The following is a 19,920-nucleotide window of genomic DNA, read 5'->3' on the forward strand; positions in this document are numbered from 1 at the left end:
CGCCGGGCGCGCCGCGGGCGTGCGCGGACAGCTAACGGCGGTAGCGAAAGTTGTAGATCTCACGATCGAGCTGGGAGAACTTCGTTTCGTCGACCAGGTTAGGGTCCAGGCCGTGCTGTACGAAGCGGAACCGGCGCCATACGTAACTGAGGGCGATTCCGAAGATGATCAGCGGCACGATCATCATCACGATCAGGCCCAGCTTGAGTGTCATGGGCCCCGGGAACAGCAGGATCAGCACGAAGAAGGGAATGATCGGGATGAGGAAGCGGATTATGTAGCGTCTCATTGCTCCGGGGCCGATGAGGTCCTGAACTACCCACTCGCGCAACTCAGGGGGCAGTTCGAAGCCCAGATCGTAGACGATCCGTTGCCTGAAGGTCGGCTTGTTCATAGCTCCAGGCTATGCCGGTGGGATATCTCTCACCAGGGCTGATTCATCGCTCGGCTTCAGGCGCGACCGTGCCGCTTCTCGTAGGCGGCGCGTTCGATCTCGGCGCGGCGTCGGACGTCGGCGTCGGCCAGCGCCGGATCGAGCCCGTGCTTCACCAGCCGGTTGCGCCTGAAGACGTAGGTGAGCGCCACGGTGAAATAGATCAGTGGGAGCAGCAGCAGCGCCATCATCGACGCACCCATCCACAGTGGTCCGGGCACCAGCAGGAACAGCAGCAGTACCAGCACGATCGGCACCAGCATCCGGGCGAGATAGCGGCGCGTCGCCCCCGGGCCCGTGAGATCGTTCAGCACCCAGTCCGAGTACTCGGCGGGCAGGGTCCGGCCGCAGATGTACCCGACCCGCTGGGCGAAATTCGGGGTCCTGGCAGGCATGATCCCAGACTATCCGGTGATGGCGAGGGAAGCCGCCAGCCCGAAGACCACCGCCATCACCGAAACCTCCACCACTGCGCGGCGCAGCGAGGCCGTCGCGGAGATCCGATGCGCGGCGGCCGCGACGACCCAGCTCCGGCGCCACCACCAGCCCAATACCAGCAGCACTGCCAGCAGTACGGATTTGGCCAGCATGATCCGTCCGTAACCGGTGGTGAAGAACGGCTCGATTCCACCCAGGCGAACGAGACCGTTGATCACTCCGGTGAGTGCCACCGCCGCGATCATGGGCAGTGCGACCGCGGAGTATCTGGGCAGCGCGGTCGCCCAATCGCGGCGTCCGCGGACCACCAACCCCAGTGCCAGCAACAGGCCCAGCCAGGTCGACGCCGCCAGGGCGTGCACCCCGGCCAGTACCGAACCGGCCAGCTGCTGTGACATATGTCCGGTGATCGGTCGCAGGGTGACGCTCACGGCCGCGAAGACCAGAACCAGATCGGGCGAACCCGGGCCCGGCCGCCGGAAGGCAACCGCGGCGTACAGCGTGATCGCGGCGGTGGCGAGCAGGATGGCCAGGCCGATCTGACCGGCGCTGATCCGCACCAGATAGGTACCGAAGTCCGCCGGGCCCAGCGTCCGCACCCCGGAACCGACCACCTCACCCGCGGCGAAGACCAGCGTCGTGAATTCGAGGCAGCACCAGAGCCCGGCCAGTGCCGCCAGCATCCGCCAGGGCACCTGGATCCGGTCGGACAGCCGGGGCAGGATGGTCAGCCCGAGTACGGCCGCGCCCGCGATATCGGCGCCGAACCGCACCGTGGAGGCTGCCGGAACCCCGCCGAGGGCCCAGGCCAGCAGCACCCCGAGCAGACCCGCCGGAATCACGAGTCCGAGCGCGACCCGTTCGTCGGTCCCGCTCGGGACACCGTTTCTCACCGCTGGTTCTTGCCCTTGCCCGGATTCGAGCCGAACAGCGCGAACGCGAGACCGCCGCCGAACAGCACGATCGCCCCGACGATGTACACCCATACCGGGATTCCGCCGCCCGAGCCACCGTTTCCGGCCTGCGCGTTCGCCGCGGGGCCCGGGGTGCCGTCACCGGCGCGGCTCAGCGTGAAGCTGCGCTCACCGTCGACGACATGGCCGTCGGCCGAGGTGACGCGGAAGGCCATCCGGTAGACGCCGGCCGGGCCGAGTTCACCGACCTCGACACTGAGCGTGCGGCCGTCGACGATCGGTTCGCCCTTGGACCAGAGATTGCCGTCCGGGCCCACCACGGTCATGGCCGGGAAGTTGGGCTGCAGGGGTTCGTTGAAGGTGATGGTGGCGCGCTGCGGCCCGGTCTCGACGCTCGCACCGTCGGCGGGGTCGCTGCCCACCACCGCGGAATGGGCGGCGGCCGGTCCGGCCAGCGCGCCGAGGGTCACCATGAGCAGGGTGGCGATCAGTGCGAAGCGCCGGCCCCATCGGGTCGTCGAACGGATCATCGCCGGCTCCGCACGACTGCGCCGACTCCCGCACCCAGCGCCAGCGCGCCGAGTGCCAGCCCCAGACCGCCGAGCCAGCGGGCTGTAGTGTCGCCGCTGTTGTCCGCGGGTGCCGCGGCTGCTTCGTCTCCGTGCGCGCCGTGGGCGGTTTCCGCACCGGTCAGGGTGACCGCCGGCGCGGGATGCTCGACCGAATCGTGGTCGCCGGTCTCGTTCCAGCGCACCACGGTGCCGTCGCTGTAGGTCTGCTCGGCCGGGAAGACGACCGAATCGGATTCCGGGAACGGTCCGAGCGAGACCACGAAACGCTGGAACTCACCCGGCCGGATACCGGGGGTCCCCGGGTTCGCGGTCCACGTGACGGCCGTGATCTGATCCTTGCCGTTGCGGTCGATCTTCGCGGTCCAGCCGGGTACCGGCTCGGTCCGGGCGGTGGCGAATTCCGGCACGGTGATCCGCACCGAGGTGGTCGCGGCGGTATCCGATTCGGTCGGCACGCTGAAGGTGGCGACAGCGCCGCGCCCGGGCTCGGCATCCGGTGCGGAAACGCTCACGTGCGCGGCGGCGGTACCGGCTCCGGCCAGTACGAAACCCGCGGCGAAGGTCGCGGTCAGACCCCGGCGCAGGCCGGGGGAGATCCCGTGGGACATGTGTTGGAAGCTTTCTCTCCGAGAGGAACAGGGGTGTCGGGGGCGAGGCGCGCGGGTGGGGCGCGCGGACCCGAGGATCCGTTCGGAGAGCGATGGGCCGCGACGGCGACGTTCGGGGCGACGCGGGCCCGGGGTGCGGCCGGTACCGGGCGCGGCGGTGCGAGCAACGCCCGGACGATCGTGGACGCCGACCGGTAGAGCCGTTCGGCCGCGGTGATCACCAGCGCGCAGACCGCGACGGCGACCATATGGGCGACGGTCATCGTCACCGCCGTTGTGTCACCGGTGGTGTCGTGATGGCCGGTGAGCCCGGTCAGCGCCCAGTGCCCGGCGAATTGCCCCATCGCGAGGGGGACCAGAATGCTGCGGCCCGGTGCCGTCCACCGGCCGCTGTCGCCGATGACCGATCCGGCGGCGGCACCCGTGATCAGTGCCGTGAGCAGCAGTAGTGCCGCTCCGGCGGAGGTCGGGTATCCGCCTCCCGCGGCGCCGTGCGCGGCGACGGCCAGCGCTCCGGTCGTCGTGCCCACCACGCAGCCCCGCAGTAGCGCGGTAGTCGGGTACGTGCTGGGCATCGCGGGCTTTCGGATTCGCCGACCTGACCGGGCCCGGCTGGTCGGGGAGTGGGCAGGGCAGTGTCCATAGTCGCCGACCGGGCCGCGGGCCGCGCACCCGGGCCGGGTATTCGGCGAGGCAGCGGACCGATCGGTGCCCGGGTCGAGGTCAGGCGACGCCGAGGCGGGCGAGGACGTCCGCCTCGATCCGGGACAGTTCCGCGGTGATGGAGGTGTACACCGAACGCCGCCGGCCGGCCGGCATCTGGTCCGCGGTGCGTACGGCCGCGGTGAGGGCGTCGAGCCGGTTCCGGGCGTCGGCGACGAACTGCTGGGTGTCCTTGTCCTTACCGGACTTTCCATCCGCGATCTTGTCCAGCGCGGCCTCGGTATTGCCGATACGAGCCTGCAACCGGCCACCGTGCCCGGCATAGTCGCCGAGCTGGTTCACTCCGACACCGAGCTGCCGGGCCCGCCGGGCGTCGAGCTGCCCGCGCAGGTAGGTCGCGCCGCGGTAGGCCAGCGGGGCGAGCACCGGGACCAGGACCCGCGCCACCCCGATGTACTTCTTGATCTGGCCGGGGCTGAACGGATCCCGTTCGGCGCGCGCGGCGGTTTTCAGGGCGGCCTTCTCTTCGGCCTGCAGGGTGGCGACCTGGGCTTTGGCGACCTTCTGCTGGGAACGGGCCTCGGCGCGCAGCCGTTTCCGATCGTTCTTCGCGCCGAGTTTGGCCTCCATGGCGGCTTTGTGCTTGAGAGCCTTGGCCTCTGCCCGCCGACTCGGCCGCCGTTTGCGCTTGGTGAACAACCCCATCGAAGGCCCTCCGTCATGCTGGTTCGCTACGGCGATACGACACGGAAAACCGCACCGTCCACCCGTGTCACACGGTTCGCCGACACCCTATCGGGTTCCCGGCCGAACCGGCGAGAGACTCTGCCCGCACCGGTGCGGCGACGGCGTTCGGCGGATACTCGATTGGGTGGACTGTCGGGGGCAGGGACCATACTGCTTGCGTGCAACCGGGCAGTGTCGACAGCGAAGACCCCTCCGACGCCGATAGCGAGCGGCGGGAGTCTCCCGTACCCTCCGGGCGGACGACCGCCGGTGCGGGCCGGTCCGCATACCTCGACGCCCGGGGGCTGATCGGCTGCCGCCATCGGCTCGGTATGGACGCCGCACATCCCGAACAGCTCGCCGAGGTACGCGAGGACACCGGAGTCCAGCAGCGGCGGGAAGCGGCCCGGGCTCATCGTGACCGGGTGCGCGAGACCCTCGTCGCCGCCGACCCCGCCGGCTGGGTGGTCATCGATGCGTCGCTGCCCGCGAGCGCCCGTGCCGCGGCGACCTTGCGTGCCTGTGCGGCGGGCGCCGCCCGGATCTGGGGCGGGCTGCTCCCGCAGGAGCCCGATACCGGCCGCCGCGGTGGTGCCGAGATCCTGTTGCGCGATGTTCGCAACGGCGGCTATATCCCGGTCATCGTCGTCAACCACAAGGTGACCGACCCGCGCCGCCCCGAACCGGCCGAATTCCATCCGCTGACCTCCGATCTGTTCGATTGGCACCCCGTCCCCGACCGTGCCCGCAAACTGCGCCAGCAACCGCGCGACCAGCAGCGGCTGGCCCATGTGTACCGGATGCTGGAACGGCACGGTCTGGCGCCGGCCACCGCGATCGGCGGGGTCGTAGGGTTCCATTTCGACCGGATCCTCGTCCACGATCTGACCACCGTTCTCCCCGACTACGACAGCCGGTTCGCCGATCGGATCGCCGTGGTGCGCGGTCAGGTGGAAACCGTTCCGTCGAAGGTCCCCGAATGCCGCCAGTGCATCTGGTGGACTCGTGGTGGAGAAGGTGGCTGCCAGGCCTGGTTGAACGCCCATCGCGATGTGAGTGTGGTGGCACCGGGGTCGCGCGCCGAGGTACTGCGCGGGCACGGGGTCGCGACCATCGACGAACTGGCCGCCTGGTCGGGACCCGAACCCGAGGACTGGCAGCACGGCCCGTTCGAGGAAACCGTGGTGACCGCACGGGCGTGGCTGGTCCAGGCGCCGTTGGTCCGCCGGTTCGACCGGGTCTGGGTGCGCCGGGCCGATGTCGAGGTGGACGTCGACCTGGAGAGCTACCAGGAGGACGGCGCCTATCTGTGGGGGACCCTGCTCGACGGGCAGTACCGGGCCTTCGTCACCTGGGATCCGCTGCCCACCGAGGACGAGGGCCGCTCGTTCGGCGAATTCTGGACCTGGTTGATGGAGATCAGGGCCCAGGCGCTGACCGCCGGGAAGACCTTCGCGGCCTACTGCTACTCCCGCAGTGCCGAGGACAAATGGCTCTACGAGTCGGCGCGACGGTTCGCCGGGCGCCCCGGCGTACCGACCGAGAAACAGGTCACCGCGTTCGTCGATTCGATCCAGTGGGTCGATATGTTCCAGGCGGTCACCGATCAGTTCATCTGCCCGAGCGGTAAAGGGCTCAAGAAGATCGCGCCGGTAGCGGGTTTCTCCTGGCGCGATCCCGAGGCCGGGGGCGAGGCCTCCATGAGCTGGTACCGGCGGGCGGTCGGCTACGACGCCGAACCCGATCTCACCCAGCGCACGCGCCTGCTGGAGTACAACGAGGACGATGTCCGGGCCACCGCGGTACTGCGCGAATGGATGAACCCCCGGATACCACGGGAGCACAGCGCCGAGCGCGAGGTACCCGCCCTGAGCGATTTCGCCGCGGCGCCCGGAACACCGCCCGACCTGTGGACGAGTCCCGCGCAGGCTTGATTACCATTGGTGACCGTGACAGAGCACGTCGAACAACTCGAGTTCCAGGCCGAGACCCATCAGCTGCTCGAGCTGATGATCCACTCGGTCTACTCCAACAAAGACACGTTCCTGCGGGAGCTGATCTCGAACGCTTCCGACGCGCTGGACAAGCTGCGGCTGGAGTCCTACCGGGACAAGGATCTGCACGTCGACACCGATGACCTGCACATCGAGCTGGAGGTCGACAAGGATCGGCGGATCCTCACCGTCCGGGACAACGGCATCGGTATGTCTCGTGCCGAGGTGGTGGACCTGATCGGAACGCTCGCCAAATCGGGTACGGCCGAACTACGCCGGAAACTGAACGAAGCGAAATCCGAGGCCGCGGCCGAAGAACTGATCGGCCAGTTCGGTATCGGCTTCTATTCGACGTTCATGGTCGCCGACAAGGTCGAACTCGCCACCCGCCGCGCGGGGGAGACCACCGGTACCCGCTGGGAATCGGCGGCCGGTTCGGGGACCTACACCATCGAAACCCTGGACGAGGCCCCGCAGGGCACGGCGGTCACACTCCACCTGAAACCGGCCGACGCCGAGGATCACCTCTTCGACTACACCCAGGAGCACAAGCTCCGCGAAATCGTGAAGAAGTACTCCGATTTCATCGCCTGGCCGATCCGGATGCAGGTCGAGCGCACGGTCACCGAAGGCGAGGGCGAGGAAAAGGAGGAGAAGACCGTCGTCGAGGAGCAGACGCTCAACTCGATGAAGGCCCTCTGGACCCGCCCGCGCAGCGAGGTGTCCGACGAGGAGTACCAGGAGTTCTACAAGCACGTCAGCCACGCCTGGGACGAACCGCTCGAGATCATCCCGCTCAAGGCCGAGGGGACCTTCGAGTACCAGGCACTGCTGTTCCTGCCTTCGCAGGCGCCGTTCGATCTGTTCACCCGTGAGCACAAGCGCGGGGTCCAGCTCTACGTGAAGCGCGTCTTCATCATGGACAACTGCGAAGAGCTCATGCCGGAGTATCTGCGCTTCGTCAAGGGTGTGGTGGACGCGCAGGATCTCTCGCTCAACGTTTCCCGCGAGATCCTGCAGCAGGACCGGCAGATCCAGATGATCCGCAAACGTCTGGTGAAAAAGGTTCTCAGCACGGTCAAGGATCTGCAGGGCGCGGAGGACCAGGCGAAGTACCGCACCTTCTGGCAGGAGTTCGGCCGGGTTCTCAAGGAGGGCCTGCTCTCCGATTTCGACAACCAGAAGACCCTCCTGGAAGTGTCGTCCTTCGCCTCCACCCATTCCGAGTCCGAAGCGACCACGCTGGCGCAGTACGTGGAGCGGATGCCCGAGGGCCAGGACGGTATCTACTACATGACCGGGGAATCCCGGGATCAGGTGGAGCGGTCACCGCATCTGGAGGCGTTCCGCGCCAAGGGCCGCGAGGTGCTGATCCTCACCGACCCGGTCGACGAGATGTGGGTCGGTCAGGTGCCGGAGTTCGACGGCAAACCGTTCCAGTCGATCGCCAAGGGCGAGGTCGATCTGGAAACCGAAGAGGAGAAGAAGGAATCCGAGGCCCTGCGCGAACAGCAGGACAAGGATTTCTCCGAGGTGCTGACCTGGCTGGGGAAAACTCTCGAGGACAGTGTGAAGGAAGTCCGGCTCAGCTCGCGGCTGACCAGCTCGCCGGTATGCCTGGTGGGTGACGTCTTCGATATGACCCCGATGCTGGAGCGGATGTACCGGGCCTCGGGTCAGGAGCTGCCGCAGTTCAAGCGCATTCTGGAGCTCAATCCGACCCATCCGCTGGTGACCGGTCTGCGCGATGCCTACGACACCCGCAAGGACGATGCCGACGCGGGTAAGGTTCCCGAGCTCACCGAAACGGCCGAACTCCTGTACGGTACGGCCGTTCTGGCCGAGGGCGGTGAGCTGAAGGATCCGGCGAAATTCGCCCAGATCCTCGCCGACCGGCTGACGCGTACCCTGTGATCGAGACGGAGGCCGTGCCACGTCGCGCGGCCTCCGCTTCGTAGGCCGGCGGCGAATCGAAGAGAACGGATACGCTCGTGCCCGACAACCCGCTCGCCGCCGTGGATCCGTGGAATCTGGTGGCCGAGGACTACGCCGCGTCGACGATCTCGGTGATGCGGCCGTTCGCGATCCGGGCGATAGAACTGGCCGGGCTCGCCGACCGACCGGTACCGCCGCGGGTGGTCGATATCGCGGCGGGGCCCGGCACATTGAGCCTGCCGGCCGCCGAATACGCGGAGCGGGTGGAGGCCCTCGATTTCTCCGCGCCGATGGTCGCCCAGCTGGAGAATGCGGTGCGGGCGGCCGGAATCGGCAATATCACGGCCCGGGTCGGCGACGGCCGGGCACTGCCGTTCCCCGACGCCGAGTTCGATGCCGGTTTCTCCATGTTCGGGCTGATGTTCTTCCCGGACCGGCCGCGCGGTTTCGCCGAACTGTTCCGGGTATTGCGGCCGGGTGGAGTCGCGGTGGTGTCCAGCTGGGCGCCGCTCGACCGGTCCACCTGGATGCAGATGTCGTGGCGGGCCCTCGGTTCCGCCGACCCGGATATCCGGCCCCCGGCGCCGAACCCGGAAAGTTTGGAGAACCCGGAGGTATTCGAGCGGGAGATGCGGGCTGCGGGGTTCGATCGGGTGTCGGTGGTGCCGCACACCGTGGAAATGATCTTTCCCGATGCCGGCGAACTACTGGACCGGCTCACCCGCGGTATCGCACCACTCGAGTTGATGCGCCGCAGCATCGGTGACCGGGCGATGGCCGATCGCATCGAAGCCATGCACTCCTACCTGATCGAGCATTACCGTCCGGGGACCCCGCTGACCACCACCGCCTATCTCGGGGTCGGCCACAAGTAAGCGTGCGGTGCAACTGATCCCGCGCGTTCCATGAGCTGTGTGGCGTGGGCGGCCGGGCCCGTGGCCCGGATCGCGTTGTGCGTCTTGCCATCTGGCCCGGAGTTTCCGAGACCTCCGGGGTGAGCCCTCACCTGCAGTTTGTAAACTATCGAGCAGTGTGAACGATAGGTCGTCCGGAATGCGAAACGTGTTCCGGACAGGAGATTGATCATGCCGACAGCTACCGCGCACCGCGGGCTACGTAACTCATTGCTTCGGATCTCATTGCTCGGCGCGCTGCTTGCCGCACCCGCCCTGGTGGCTGTACCGGCGTCGGCGGAACAGGGTGCCGGCCCGGCCACGACGCATATCGCTGCCGTCTCCGGCGACTACGACACCTTCGGCTACGACGAGGACGGCTACGACAAGAACGGCTACGACCGGTTCGGTCGCGATCGCGGCGGCTATGACAAGGATGGGTTCAACCTTTCCGGCTACGACCGCGACGGCTACGACGAGGACGGGCTCGACTTCTTCGGCTACGACCGCGGCGGCTACGACGAGGACGGGCTCGACAGTTTCGGGCGCGACCGGGCGGGGTACGACCGCGACGGCTACGACCGGTGGGGTTACGACCGCCGCGGTTTCGATCGTGACGGGTACACGCGCGCGGGCTGCCGTGTCGACGGCAACGATCGGGAGTCGGCAGACCGTGCCGTCTGCGATGCCTGGCGGGCCCGCCTGGCCGACCAGCAGCGCCCGCCGACCGGCACCGACCGGCAACGCCCGCCGACCGGCAGCGCCGGCTGACCCGCATCCGGAACACGAACGCCCGCCGCCCCGGATTGCCGGGACAGCGGGCGTCGTTGTACGGCCCGAAGACTCTACCGCGGCGCCATGCGCAGCGCGCCGTCCATGCGGATGGTCTCGCCGTTGAGGTAGTCGTGCTCGACGATGTACTGCGAGAGCTGCGCGTACTCGTCGGGCCGGCCCAGCCGGGACGGGAACGGGACACCGGCCTCGAGGCCCTGGCGGTACTCCTCGGTGACACCGGCCAGCATCGGGGTGTCGATGATGCCGGGGGCGATGGTGTTGACGCGGATACCGAACTGCGCGAGGTCGCGCGCCGCCGGAACGGTCATACCGTGCACGCCGCCCTTGGAGGCCGAGTACGCGATCTGGCCGATCTGGCCCTCGAACGCCGCCACCGAAGCGGTATTGATGACCACACCGCGCTGACCGGCCTCGTCCACGGCATCGGTCTTGGCAATGGCATCGGCGGCCAGGCGCATCACGTTGAAGGTACCGAGCAGGTTGACGGTGATCACCGTGCGGAACAGCTCCAGATCGTGCGGGCCGTTCTTGGACAGGATGCGACCGGCCCAGCCGACACCGGCGCAGTTGACCACGATACGCAGCGGCGTGCCGGATTCGACCACCTTGGCGACGGCGGCACCGACCTCTTCGTGGCTGGTGACATCAGCGGCGAGCAGAGTGACCCCGTCGGGCACATTGTCGCCGGCGCGCTCGATCGACTGCGGTACGTCGAGCCCGAAGACGGTGGCGCCCAGATCGGCGAAACGCTTGGCGGTGGCGGCGCCCAGACCGGACGCGCCCCCGGTGACGATGGCGGCGGAACCCGAAATCTCCACGATGGTCCTCTCGTTCGTGACAAGCCAGTTGGCCTAACGTCAATTGCACCCTAACCGGTGGGTACGGCGGAGTCGTGGACGGTCCCCTTGCGTTTATCGGCGAAATAGGCCTCAGCGACGCTCCTCGGCCGGCCGGTCCGTGATCTCCGTGGCAGCCGCCCCGGTCGCGGGCCGATCCACGGCCGCGCGGCGGGTCCGCAGCAGCGAGAGCGCCAGGGCCGCTGCCGCCGGGACGATCAGCGCGATACCGGCCGCGCCCGCCAGGCCGAGCGTGGGGAACGCGGTGTCGATACCGGTGAGTGCGCCGATGAACAGGAACAGCAGTCCGGAGCCGAAGCCGATGGCGCGTTCGGGCAGATGTTTGCCGACCAGGATGCCGAGGGCGATGGCCAGGGCATCGGCGGCGACCATTCCGATCGTCGAACCCAGCCAGACCGCCGCCCAGTTGTTGTCGGTGGCCAGTGCCGCGGTGGCGAACATGGTGCGATCACCGAGCTCGGCCAGCAGGAACGCGGAGAGCACCACCAGGAAGGGGGCTGTGGTGGCGAACCGCGACGGTGCGGGTTCTTCGTCGTCGTCCGTGTCGGTGACCAGTTCGCGCAGTGTCCACAGGCCCACGACTAGGAAGGTGATCGATGCCACGGCGGCGATGGCGGTGGTCGGCAGGGCCGCGCCCAGGAAATGGCCGATCGCGACCGAGATGATGTGCACCGCGGCGGTCGCGGCCGTGATTCCGCCCAGCACCACCCACCAGCGATAGCGCAGGGCGAATGTGAGGGCCATGAGTTGGGACTTGTCACCCAGTTCGGCCAGGAAAACGATGCCGATGGCGAGCCCGATGGTGGCGATCATCCGACGAGTGCTCCCGATCCTCCGGTTCGTCGGCCGGATTCGGATTCGCCTCCGGCCGACAACGTAATTGCTGTTCGGCCGAAGGTCTCGCCCACCGGATGGACCGGTTCACATGACCGGACCCACCGGCTGACGGTGGGTCAGTATGTCGACCATGTGATTGAGGGCTACTCCCCTTCGCTGTCAGCAACCTTATCGCATCGGATGGTTCACGGCAACAAGCCGATCGTGAAAAACGTTTTGGGCCAGCAAGTTTGGCGAAGCTACCGGAAGGTTTCGGGTACCCTCCAACTCTTCCGTGGCATCCCGGAACGAACTGTTGGCATCGATCCCGCAAACGATATGGGAACCGGAAACCCCCGCGGTACGGACGGATTTCCCGGCCCGAGAGGCGGCGGCTCACGGGCCGCCGCGGCCGCCGCGAGCCGTGTCTGCCGAATGAGCGCAGCTGTATCCGGAAGGTTCTCCATCCGCCACGCCGCGGGGCAGCCTGCGGGATCTTCGGTGCTCGATATCGATCACCCGGTCCGGATGGGCAGCCTCGGCGGTGCCTGCCGGGCCCGGGTGACCAGGCGCCCGGCACCCCCGGCGGATCGAGGGGTGCGCGGTGACGAATCCGCCACGCCGGGTCGCGTCGACGATCCGAAGCCGGTGATGATCGGCACCGGGTCCCGTTCGTCCGGTAGGTGTCCTCCGGTCGATGAGGCGCGGTTCCGGTGTCAGGCTGCGAGCAGCATGGCCAGTACGGCAGTATCCGGATCGCTGATCGGATCGAGTCCCACCCGGCTCACCAGCGAAGTGACGGTACCGTCCGCTTCCGCCTCGGCCCAGGCCGCACGGTGTTCGAGCCCCAGATGTGGAATTCCGGGTAGCAGGACGCAGCCGGAGGCGGCGCCGGTGCACTCCGGTAGCGAGGGGTTGGTCTCGGCGGGTGGGTGGAGCATGAACAGGGCCGGGGGGATGTGCTCGGCGAATCGACCGGGCCGCACACCGTCCTCGCCCAGGACGGGACCCTCGGCTATCACCAGGCCGACCGTATCCGGTTCCGGCTCGTCGGGCAGCTCTTCGCGGACGCCGAAGACGGTGGAGGTGGTCAGCAGGCCGGGCATGGATGCCACCCGCACGGCGAGTACCAGTAGTTGCGACCATTCTTTGGTGGTGTCGGGCCAGCGCCCGGAGATGACGAACCCGCGCAGCGTGCCACCGGCGTGAAACGGTGTGACGCCGATCGGACTGTTGCTGCGCATAATGCCTCCCGTGCGTTACCGGGGGCGGCTTTGCCCGTCCTCGAACTTGTGAAAGACGAGGATCGCGCACAAGTCATCTGGCACACAAGTACCAGAGAGTGCCAATTCGGGCAGAAACGACGAAAGACCCGCGGACACGGGGTCCGCGGATCTTTCGCCGGAACTCGATCGCGCAGTCGCGCTCAGCCGAAGATGAGGCCCTTCGCCTGGCTGGTCGCCTTGGCGAAACGCTCCTGGACGTCGGCCCAGTTGACCACGTTCCAGAAGGCCTTCACGTAGTCGGCCTTGACGTTCTTGTACTGCAGGTAGAAGGCGTGCTCCCACATATCGACCTGCAGCAGCGGAATGATGCCGAGCGGCACATTGGCCTGCTGGTCGTACAGCTGGAAGGTCAGCAGTTTCTGGCCCAGGGTGTCGTAGCCGAGCACCGCCCAGCCCGAACCCTGCAGGCCGTTGGCGGCAGCGGTGAACTGCGCCCGGAACTTGTCGAAGGAGCCGAACTGATCGTCGATGGCGGCGGCCAGTTCGCCGGTCGGCTTGTCGCCGCCGTTGGGGGAGAGGTTCTTCCACCAGATGGAGTGGTTGACATGGCCACCGAGGTGGAAGGCGAGGTTCTTCTCGTTCAAGAAGATGGCGCCGTGATCACCGGCTTCGCGTGCCGCTTCGAGCTTCTCCACCGCGGTGTTCACCCCGGCCACGTAGGTGGCGTGGTGCTTCGAGTGGTGAATCTCGTTGATCTGCCCGGAGATATGCGGCTCCAGGGCGCCGTAGTCGTAATCCAGATCTGGCAGCGTGTACTCAGCCACGAATGTCCCTTCCTTGTCGGGGTCGAGTGCGTCCTGTGCGGGATGCTCCCGACCATTCGTACACCCGATCGGTCCAACTCGCCCCGATGCCCCACCATTCCACATCGCGCGGAAACCGACCATCCCGGATCGAATCGGCGGCCTGTTCGGGGCCGCGTCGATCGGGCTCCGACCGGGCGGACATCGGATTTTCACACCGATCCCCGCCCGATCGCCCCGTCAAGTGTTATCGCTACGCCACCGCGGTGGTATCCGGCCGAAACCTCGGCGCGGACGCCACCCGGCGCATCCCGGGCAGGCCGTCAGAGCGGCGGCGCGATACCGGGGTGGACGGCCCGGGGGTCGCCCTTGTCGTGGGCGTCCCACCAGCGTGCGGATCCGGAGACCAGTTCCGGCAGCGGGATCGGCTTACCGCTGGTGGACTGTGCGGTGACCGAATCGAACCAGACCCGGATATCGAGCTCGCGCGGGTCGATGCCCTCTTCCTGGGAGAACTCCAGCACATGCCGGGCGATCCCGGTGTCGATGGTGGTATCGAAACTGAGCAGTTCACGCCACAGTGCCCAGCTGCTGTCGTCCAGATCGACGAATTCCCACCCGTGCAGGCGGCTACCGCCGAAACTCGCGACGGCGGCGGGTAGCCCCGGTAGGTCCAGTGGCAGGATCCGCGGTTCCAGATCGTCCCATCGCTGGATCCGCAACGATGCGGCAATCCTGGTGACTCCCTGGAAGACCAGCCGTACCCGCCTGCAGTCGGTATCCCTTTCCGGCGCTTCTTCCGATATGCCCGAGATTTGCTCCGGTAGGCTCAGGACCTCCAGATCGAGCTCCAGTCGTTTGGCCTCGGAATCGACTTCCAATCCCAGACATCCGGCCTCCGACAGCGCCTTGTCGAGGCCGGCCGCGTCCAATTCGTCGAGTAACCCCCTGGTCGATGTCATGGCGCCAGATTACCGAGGTCAGTGCCCGGATCAGGGGATTTTGCCGATTTCCGATTCCGGCGGAACCGATTCGGGGTGCCCCGCGTCCAAGTCGATATCGGGTCACGCAACGACGCGTGACCCGATCGAGGGGCCGGACGGCCGCTCCGGGATTTTTGGAGGGGAGTACCGGATCGGCCGTACGGCTTCACCATTGCAGCAGGTCAGAGCCAGTGCGAGTGGCTATCTGCGACTATGGTGCGCTGAATGATAGCTGATACCAGCGTTTTACGTAGTGGGTTATGCGTATAACTCATGAAATATCGCCGGCATCGCCAACGTATCGGTCGGTCCGGCGCGAGTCGGCTCGGTCCGGCGAATCCACCGCATCGTCGGGCGTGTCGGCGCAGGCGGCTCCGCGCGCCCGGCTCTTGTGCCGGGAGTCCGCGCCCGGCCGTTCACTCCCATGAGAGCCGGGCAGCCGCCCAGGTGGTTATGGCAGGATCAATGAGGTGACGAGCTTCGGAGTCCCGTCGGTACCGGTCGAGGCCGTGCCCACTGAATTCGACCATCCGCCCGGGGAGGCGGCGGCCGCCGTCCTGCTCGATGTGCGCGAAGACGACGAATGGCAGCTCGGCCACGCACCCGGTGCGGTGCATATTCCGCTCGCCGATGTGCCCGCCCGCTACGGCGAACTGGATCCCGACGCCGAGCTCTACGTGGTGTGCCGACAGGGTGGCCGTTCGTTCGAGGCCGTGAAGTTCCTCGCGAATGTGGGTTACGAAGCGGTGAACGTGGTAGGCGGAATGGTGGCCTGGCAGCAGACCGGCCGTCCACTGACCGCCGAGGGTGACGAGCCCGCGAAGATCTACTGACGAAAAGCGAGGTGCGCGGTGAGTACGGTGGTGCAGCCTTGTGCCCGCTGCGGTACACGCTGGGCGGTGCAGGGTCCGCCGATGCACTGGTGCCCGCGCTGCCGCGGCGTACTGCTCTCACCGGGGCCGATCGACGCCCCGCCCGAACGCCGTAACTACCGCTGGGTCGCGCGCCGGCCCGGTCGGGTCGAACGCTCCGCCCATATCTCCGACGGTGCCCGGCGCGACGCCGGGACACCACGGTATGCGGAGATGCCGCGTTGGGGGCTGCGGGACCGGCCCGTCGCGGAGCCGGAATCGGACCGGCACCGGCCCCGCCCGCTGAGCGCGCTGACCCGCTGGACCCACGCTGCCCTCTTCGCCACCGCGGTCCTCTTCGGGGTGGCGGCGCTCGCCGAAGCGGGCCGCTACCTGATCCTGTTGCGCAACCGCACTCGTCTCATCGAGCCGCCACTGCTCTGGTTCTCCGACGCGCTGGTGAACACCGCCGCGCTGTTCGCGCTGATCATGGCACTCGTCGCCGCGGTCGCCACCCTCGGATGGCTGATCGAAGCGAGGCGGGTCGCCTTCGCGGCGACGGGCGGCAGCGACCCCCGGTCGCCGCGCATGCTCGCCCTGGGCTGTCTGATTCCGGTGGTCAACCTGATCTGGCCCGGCGTGTTCCTCACCGAAGTGGTTTCCGGGCACGCGGATCCGCGTGCCCGGACCGCCGTCCGCATCTGGTGGGCCGCCTGGGTGTTCGGCGGCATCGTCACCGTGGCGGCGCTGTACTGGCGTACCGCGGATTCGCTGCAGGCGAAGGCCGACGGTGTGCTCTTCACCGCATTCACCGATGCGGTCGCGGCCGGTGTCGCGGTGCTGACTCTCTGGGTCGTACGCACCATCGAGGGCCGCGACCTGCGCGGTCGCGGTCGGCTGGCCCGTCGCTGGGTGGTCGCGGTCGATCCGGCGACACCGTTGATCGAGCCGGTGCATCCGGGGCCGACCGCTACGGTGAGCACCGCGGCGGACGCCGACGGTGCCGAATCTCCCGACGGCGCCGACCGAGCACCACAGGAGGTTGTGGCCAAGTGAGCGAGGGCAGTGACCAGTCGGTTCAGAACGGCCGTGCGCCGTTCGTGGTCGCGCACCGGGGTGCCTCGGCGGCGCGTCCCGAGCACACCCTGGCCGCCTACGAACTAGCCCTGGAAGAGGGCGCCGACGGGGTCGAATGCGATGTCCGCCTCACCCGGGACGGGCATCTGGTGTGTGTCCACGACCGGACGGTGGATCGGACCTCCTCCGGTAGCGGTCTGGTCAGCGAACTGACGCTGGCCGAGTTGAAAGATCTGGATTTCGGTGACGGTGCCCCGTCCGGGGTTCTCACACTCACCGAGTTGATCGGCCTGGTCCTCGATTGGCGTAGCCGGCCGACCAAACTGTTCATCGAAACCAAGCATCCCGTCCGGTACGGCTCGCTGGTGGAGAACAAGGTGCTGGCCGAACTGCAACGCTTCGGTATCGCCACACCGGCCTCGGCGGCTCATTCTCGCGCGGTGGTGATGTCCTTCGCCGCCACCGCGGTCTGGCGTATCCGCCGCGCCGCCCCTCTGCTGCCCACGGTCCTCCTGGGCGAATCATCGCGCTATCTGGGTGGCAGCGCGGCCACGACGGTAGGGGCGACCGCGGTCGGCCCCTCGGTGAAAACGCTGCGCGAACATCCTGATCTGGTCGACAAGGCGGCCGCCGCGGGCCGGGCGACCTATTGCTGGACCGTCGACGAACCCGACGATATGCAGTTGTGCGCGGATCTCGGCGTGAGCTGGGTGGCGACCAATCATCCGGGCCGCGCGAAAGCCGTGCTGGCGAACAGCTGAAAGTCGTGGCCTGCGGCTGATCCGGTGTGGTGCCGTGTAGTTTGACCAGCCGTGGGTAAGAGCAAACGCAATAGTCCGAAACCCGGCGGCAACCGGGCTCAGCGTCTGGCCGAACGCCGGGCAGCGTTGCAGGAGGCCGAACAGGCTGTCGCCCGGCCCTTCCAGGGCCTGGCCGCTGAATGTGATCTGGTCGCGCTACGGGAATTCGTACCGTCGGCGACCGCCGAGCTGAAACTGGCCGAAGGCGTCGCCGCCGAGCGGACCGTGGTGCTGGCGACCGTTCTGCCCGGCGCGGTTTCCGCGCTGGTCCGTGCGGGTGATTCGCCCACCGGATACGTCGGCGTGCAGGTGCAGGCGCCGAGTGCGGATCCGGCCGCGGATATCGCCGCGTCCGTTCTGTGGACCCAGTCGGCCGATCCGGGCGATTCGCTGGCGGTCGCGCATGCCGCGCCCGGTGGCCCTTCGCTCGTCGATGTGCTGGTGGCCGACGCTCCGCTCGAACTGACCGTTCACCAGGATTTCGACTGGTGGGTTCCCGAAGGGGTGCAGCCGGATCCGCAGATCGCGGCGACCATCGAACAGGCGAAACAGGCGATCATGCCTTCGGATCGGCTGGATCTCGGGAAAGAGTCCGTCGGGGCCGCCTGGTGGGTCGATGCCGGAGAGAAAGCACATCTGCGCTGGGTGCGCCCCGAGTCCGAGGACGATCTGATGCTGGCGCTCGCCCGGCTGCACGCCGCCGGCGAGCTGAATCTGGGGGAGGGGTCGCGCTTCGCGGGATCCTTCCGCACCCATGGACTGCTGGTTCCGGTATTCGATCTCGACCCGGACCGGCATGTGAGCGAATGGGCTTCCCCGGCAGCGGAATTCGGGGACAGGCTGGCCGCGGCGCTGGCGGTGGACACCCCCCTGACGCCGGAGCAGCGACGCTCGCGGGACGGTCTCCGGTCACGGCAGGTCACCCTCCGCTGAATAAACCGGAATATTTTTAGAAAAACTCTTCTTTCCGACGGCGATCTCGGCTAGGTTTCAGAGGTCGCCGTTTCTGGAACCCCCCGGCGACACCCACGTCAGCCGACACAACGACCCGGCGCCGGCTGACGTAACGGAGCATCGGCCGCCCGACCTCGGCGCAGTGGGCCGGGACGGCCGATGCTCCAATCAATCATCACCCGGGACCGACGTCATCCCCGCCCGGTTCCGTGCGCACGGAACTCATCGGCGGGTGGACGCGGGCCGTTACCTGTCAGACACTGCCTCCGGCGGCCGACGGCGCACCCGAAACCTTCGTCGGGTCGGTGCTGATCTCGCGAGCGACGAACTCCTCGAGATCGAACAGGTTCGAACCCGCCCGGTCGGCGACGGTCAGCAGGGTCGTCATCTTCGCGACTTCCTCCACCTGCTCCTTGAGGAACCACTGCATGAACTGCTCGCCCAGGTAGTCGCCCTCTTCGCGGGCGGTGCTGGCGAGCTGGACGATCTGATCGGTGACCGTCTTCTCCTGATCGAGCGCCATGGCGATCGGCTCCCGGGCGGTCTCGAACTGCGACTTCGCCGCATCGATGCCGGAAATGTCGACGCTGATGTCCCGATCCAGGAAGTACTGGACGATCATCATCGCGTGGTTGCGTTCCTCCACGGCCTGCGAGTAGAAAAGCTTCGCGAGACGCGGCAGGTCCGCATTGTCGTACCACACCGCGATGGCGATGTACTGGTGCTCGGCATTGAACTCGTGCCGAATTTGATCGTGCAGCAATCCGTGGAATTTGCTGCGGGGGCTCTCCGGATGATTGGACATGCCTTGACATTAACGCCGAAAAGTGGCGCTGTCATGCAAGTGCATCCTTAATGAGGATAGTGTTGCCTTATCGAATTGAGGATAGTGTTGCCTTATCGATTACGGCCTGTTCCAGCCATTTTCGGAACGGAGTGGTTCTCCGCGGGCACTGCCTGACGAAGCTCCCGAGCCACGAACTCCTCGACGTCGAAAAGGTTTCCGGCCGACCGATCGACCACCGCCAACAGTGTAGACATGCCGGACACGTCCTGTTGCTGGCATTCGAGAAGCCAGCTCGTGAATTGCTCTCCCAAGAAATCCGCGTATTCCCGTGCCAACCGGGCCAGTTCGGTCACCTGATCGGTCAAGGTCTCCTCCCTGGCCAGCAGGAAAGCCACTGCCGTACGCGGAGATTCGAAAGTCTGGCGAACTTCCTCCAATCCTCCGATGGTTATCTCCAGCTCGCGGTCGATCAGATACTGCACAATTCGTAATGCATGTCCACGATGCTCTTCGGAGCGCCGATAACAATGACCGGACAATTGTGGTAACCGTTGAATATCGAAGTACACCGCGGCCGCCAGATACTGCTGCGAAGCGGTGAGCCCGTGCCGGACCTGCGCGCGCAACTGTGCGATGAAGGGTTGAGCCAGATCGGTGTCGTGCATGTGATCGACGTTACTGTATTTTCGGCGTCGCCTCCGGCGCCGCGGGGGTGGGGCCCTATTAACCCCGGTTCTTCACTCCGCCGCTCAGTCGCTGCGCTCCTTCGCTCTGTCGCTCCAGAACCGGGGCGGG

General features: G+C 67.2%; 22 protein-coding genes. 8 read left to right on the top strand and 14 right to left on the bottom strand.

Translation table 11 applies throughout. The features are described from left to right. Positions 1 to 31 precede the first annotated feature (31 nt). From ACWEWT_RS29495 to ACWEWT_RS29525, 7 genes are all read right to left on the bottom strand, one after another. The gene (locus tag ACWEWT_RS29495) at positions 32 to 394 is read right to left on the bottom strand and encodes a DUF5313 family protein (protein WP_452563834.1); all 363 of its coding nucleotides are present in this window, start codon (positions 392 to 394) and stop codon (positions 32 to 34) included. A 56-nt stretch (positions 395 to 450) separates the two neighbouring features. Beyond that, positions 451 to 828 carry a DUF5313 family protein gene (locus ACWEWT_RS29500; protein WP_452563835.1) on the bottom strand — a complete coding sequence of 126 codons (378 nt, stop codon included), beginning with the start codon at positions 826 to 828 and terminating at the stop codon, positions 451 to 453. A 9-nt stretch (positions 829 to 837) separates the two neighbouring features. After that, complete coding sequence (locus tag ACWEWT_RS29505; protein WP_452563837.1) at positions 838 to 1,764, bottom strand: CopD family protein; 927 nt, start codon at positions 1,762 to 1,764, stop codon at positions 838 to 840. After that, entirely contained in the window at positions 1,761 to 2,315 is a 555-nt protein-coding gene (locus ACWEWT_RS29510; RefSeq protein ID WP_452563839.1) for a copper resistance CopC family protein, read from the bottom strand. Before ACWEWT_RS29510 ends, ACWEWT_RS29505 begins: the two co-directional genes overlap by 4 nt. Further along, on the bottom strand, positions 2,312 to 2,965 hold the full coding sequence (locus ACWEWT_RS29515; protein ID WP_452563841.1) for a YcnI family copper-binding membrane protein: 654 nt from the start codon (positions 2,963 to 2,965) through the stop codon (positions 2,312 to 2,314). Before ACWEWT_RS29515 ends, ACWEWT_RS29510 begins: the two co-directional genes overlap by 4 nt. Next, complete coding sequence (locus ACWEWT_RS29520; protein ID WP_452563843.1) at positions 2,926 to 3,540, bottom strand: hypothetical protein; 615 nt, start codon at positions 3,538 to 3,540, stop codon at positions 2,926 to 2,928. Before ACWEWT_RS29520 ends, ACWEWT_RS29515 begins: the two co-directional genes overlap by 40 nt. A 148-nt stretch (positions 3,541 to 3,688) precedes the next feature. Next, complete coding sequence (locus tag ACWEWT_RS29525) at positions 3,689 to 4,333, bottom strand: DUF6474 family protein (protein WP_452563844.1); 645 nt, start codon at positions 4,331 to 4,333, stop codon at positions 3,689 to 3,691. 326 nt (positions 4,334 to 4,659) lie between these two features. On the opposite strand from ACWEWT_RS29525, the gene ACWEWT_RS29530 reads away from it, so the two are divergent. From ACWEWT_RS29530 to ACWEWT_RS29545, 4 genes are all read left to right on the top strand, one after another. After that, positions 4,660 to 6,288 (top strand): TM0106 family RecB-like putative nuclease, encoded by a 1,629-nt coding sequence (locus ACWEWT_RS29530; protein ID WP_452563873.1) that lies wholly within the window; start codon positions 4,660 to 4,662, stop codon positions 6,286 to 6,288. A 15-nt stretch (positions 6,289 to 6,303) separates the two neighbouring features. Next, positions 6,304 to 8,262 (top strand): molecular chaperone HtpG, encoded by a 1,959-nt coding sequence (gene htpG / locus ACWEWT_RS29535; protein WP_452563846.1) that lies wholly within the window; start codon positions 6,304 to 6,306, stop codon positions 8,260 to 8,262. Positions 8,263 to 8,339: 77 nt separating this feature from the next. Then, complete coding sequence (locus ACWEWT_RS29540; protein WP_452563848.1) at positions 8,340 to 9,158, top strand: class I SAM-dependent methyltransferase; 819 nt, start codon at positions 8,340 to 8,342, stop codon at positions 9,156 to 9,158. A gap of 210 nt (positions 9,159 to 9,368) precedes the next feature. Continuing rightward, positions 9,369 to 9,947 carry a hypothetical protein gene (locus ACWEWT_RS29545; RefSeq protein ID WP_452563850.1) on the top strand — a complete coding sequence of 193 codons (579 nt, stop codon included), beginning with the start codon at positions 9,369 to 9,371 and terminating at the stop codon, positions 9,945 to 9,947. A 74-nt stretch (positions 9,948 to 10,021) separates the two neighbouring features. Here ACWEWT_RS29545 and ACWEWT_RS29550 read toward each other — a convergent pair whose 3' ends face one another. From ACWEWT_RS29550 to ACWEWT_RS29570, 5 genes are all read right to left on the bottom strand, one after another. Continuing rightward, complete coding sequence (locus ACWEWT_RS29550; RefSeq protein ID WP_397099595.1) at positions 10,022 to 10,789, bottom strand: SDR family NAD(P)-dependent oxidoreductase; 768 nt, start codon at positions 10,787 to 10,789, stop codon at positions 10,022 to 10,024. Positions 10,790 to 10,900: 111 nt separating this feature from the next. Further along, entirely contained in the window at positions 10,901 to 11,641 is a 741-nt protein-coding gene (locus tag ACWEWT_RS29555; protein WP_452563851.1) for a TMEM165/GDT1 family protein, read from the bottom strand. A 719-nt stretch (positions 11,642 to 12,360) separates the two neighbouring features. Next, on the bottom strand, positions 12,361 to 12,888 hold the full coding sequence (locus tag ACWEWT_RS29560) for a peptidase (protein WP_452563853.1): 528 nt from the start codon (positions 12,886 to 12,888) through the stop codon (positions 12,361 to 12,363). Positions 12,889 to 13,070: 182 nt separating this feature from the next. Further along, on the bottom strand, positions 13,071 to 13,694 hold the full coding sequence (locus tag ACWEWT_RS29565) for a superoxide dismutase (protein ID WP_449897483.1): 624 nt from the start codon (positions 13,692 to 13,694) through the stop codon (positions 13,071 to 13,073). A gap of 302 nt (positions 13,695 to 13,996) precedes the next feature. Continuing rightward, positions 13,997 to 14,635 carry a hypothetical protein gene (locus tag ACWEWT_RS29570; protein WP_452563855.1) on the bottom strand — a complete coding sequence of 213 codons (639 nt, stop codon included), beginning with the start codon at positions 14,633 to 14,635 and terminating at the stop codon, positions 13,997 to 13,999. A 491-nt stretch (positions 14,636 to 15,126) separates the two neighbouring features. Between ACWEWT_RS29570 and ACWEWT_RS29575 the strand changes: the two genes are divergently transcribed. Genes ACWEWT_RS29575 through ACWEWT_RS29590 form a run of 4 tightly spaced genes read left to right on the top strand, consistent with a single transcriptional unit; the run spans position 15,127 to position 18,317 of the window. Continuing rightward, positions 15,127 to 15,489 (top strand): rhodanese-like domain-containing protein, encoded by a 363-nt coding sequence (locus ACWEWT_RS29575; RefSeq protein WP_452563857.1) that lies wholly within the window; start codon positions 15,127 to 15,129, stop codon positions 15,487 to 15,489. An 18-nt stretch (positions 15,490 to 15,507) separates the two neighbouring features. Then, positions 15,508 to 16,563, top strand: coding sequence for a DUF4328 domain-containing protein (locus tag ACWEWT_RS29580; RefSeq protein ID WP_452563859.1), 1,056 nt, complete (start codon positions 15,508 to 15,510; stop codon positions 16,561 to 16,563). Next, positions 16,560 to 17,345 carry a glycerophosphodiester phosphodiesterase gene (locus ACWEWT_RS29585; protein ID WP_452563861.1) on the top strand — a complete coding sequence of 262 codons (786 nt, stop codon included), beginning with the start codon at positions 16,560 to 16,562 and terminating at the stop codon, positions 17,343 to 17,345. The genes ACWEWT_RS29580 and ACWEWT_RS29585 overlap by 4 nt, the downstream gene beginning before the upstream one ends. A gap of 51 nt (positions 17,346 to 17,396) precedes the next feature. Then, complete coding sequence (locus ACWEWT_RS29590) at positions 17,397 to 18,317, top strand: DUF5926 family protein (protein ID WP_452563862.1); 921 nt, start codon at positions 17,397 to 17,399, stop codon at positions 18,315 to 18,317. Between the two features lie 274 nt (positions 18,318 to 18,591). Here the strand turns inward: ACWEWT_RS29590 and ACWEWT_RS29595 are convergent, their stop codons facing one another. Both ACWEWT_RS29595 and ACWEWT_RS29600 read right to left on the bottom strand, forming a co-directional pair. After that, positions 18,592 to 19,143 carry a ferritin gene (locus ACWEWT_RS29595; protein ID WP_452563864.1) on the bottom strand — a complete coding sequence of 184 codons (552 nt, stop codon included), beginning with the start codon at positions 19,141 to 19,143 and terminating at the stop codon, positions 18,592 to 18,594. 92 nt (positions 19,144 to 19,235) lie between these two features. After that, positions 19,236 to 19,790 (bottom strand): ferritin, encoded by a 555-nt coding sequence (locus ACWEWT_RS29600; RefSeq protein WP_452563866.1) that lies wholly within the window; start codon positions 19,788 to 19,790, stop codon positions 19,236 to 19,238. Positions 19,791 to 19,920 lie beyond the last annotated feature (130 nt).

This window comes from Nocardia sp. NPDC003963 (assembly GCF_053605105.1).

What these genes read in the sequence shown, in the direction of transcription:
- ACWEWT_RS29495 (WP_452563834.1), bottom strand. Translation starts at nt 394, where the DNA reads ATGAACAAGCCGACCTTCAGGCAACGGATCGTCTACGATCTGGGCTTC.
- ACWEWT_RS29500 (WP_452563835.1), bottom strand. Translation starts at nt 828, where the DNA reads ATGCCTGCCAGGACCCCGAATTTCGCCCAGCGGGTCGGGTACATCTGC.
- ACWEWT_RS29510 (WP_452563839.1), bottom strand. Translation starts at nt 2,315, where the DNA reads ATGATCCGTTCGACGACCCGATGGGGCCGGCGCTTCGCACTGATCGCC.
- ACWEWT_RS29515 (WP_452563841.1), bottom strand. Translation starts at nt 2,965, where the DNA reads ATGTCCCACGGGATCTCCCCCGGCCTGCGCCGGGGTCTGACCGCGACC.
- ACWEWT_RS29520 (WP_452563843.1), bottom strand. Translation starts at nt 3,540, where the DNA reads ATGCCCAGCACGTACCCGACTACCGCGCTACTGCGGGGCTGCGTGGTG.
- ACWEWT_RS29525 (WP_452563844.1), bottom strand. Translation starts at nt 4,333, where the DNA reads ATGGGGTTGTTCACCAAGCGCAAACGGCGGCCGAGTCGGCGGGCAGAG.
- ACWEWT_RS29545 (WP_452563850.1), top strand. Translation starts at nt 9,369, where the DNA reads ATGCCGACAGCTACCGCGCACCGCGGGCTACGTAACTCATTGCTTCGG.
- ACWEWT_RS29555 (WP_452563851.1), bottom strand. Translation starts at nt 11,641, where the DNA reads ATGATCGCCACCATCGGGCTCGCCATCGGCATCGTTTTCCTGGCCGAA.
- ACWEWT_RS29560 (WP_452563853.1), bottom strand. Translation starts at nt 12,888, where the DNA reads ATGCGCAGCAACAGTCCGATCGGCGTCACACCGTTTCACGCCGGTGGC.
- ACWEWT_RS29570 (WP_452563855.1), bottom strand. Translation starts at nt 14,635, where the DNA reads ATGACATCGACCAGGGGGTTACTCGACGAATTGGACGCGGCCGGCCTC.
- ACWEWT_RS29595 (WP_452563864.1), bottom strand. Translation starts at nt 19,143, where the DNA reads ATGTCCAATCATCCGGAGAGCCCCCGCAGCAAATTCCACGGATTGCTG.
- ACWEWT_RS29600 (WP_452563866.1), bottom strand. Translation starts at nt 19,790, where the DNA reads ATGCACGACACCGATCTGGCTCAACCCTTCATCGCACAGTTGCGCGCG.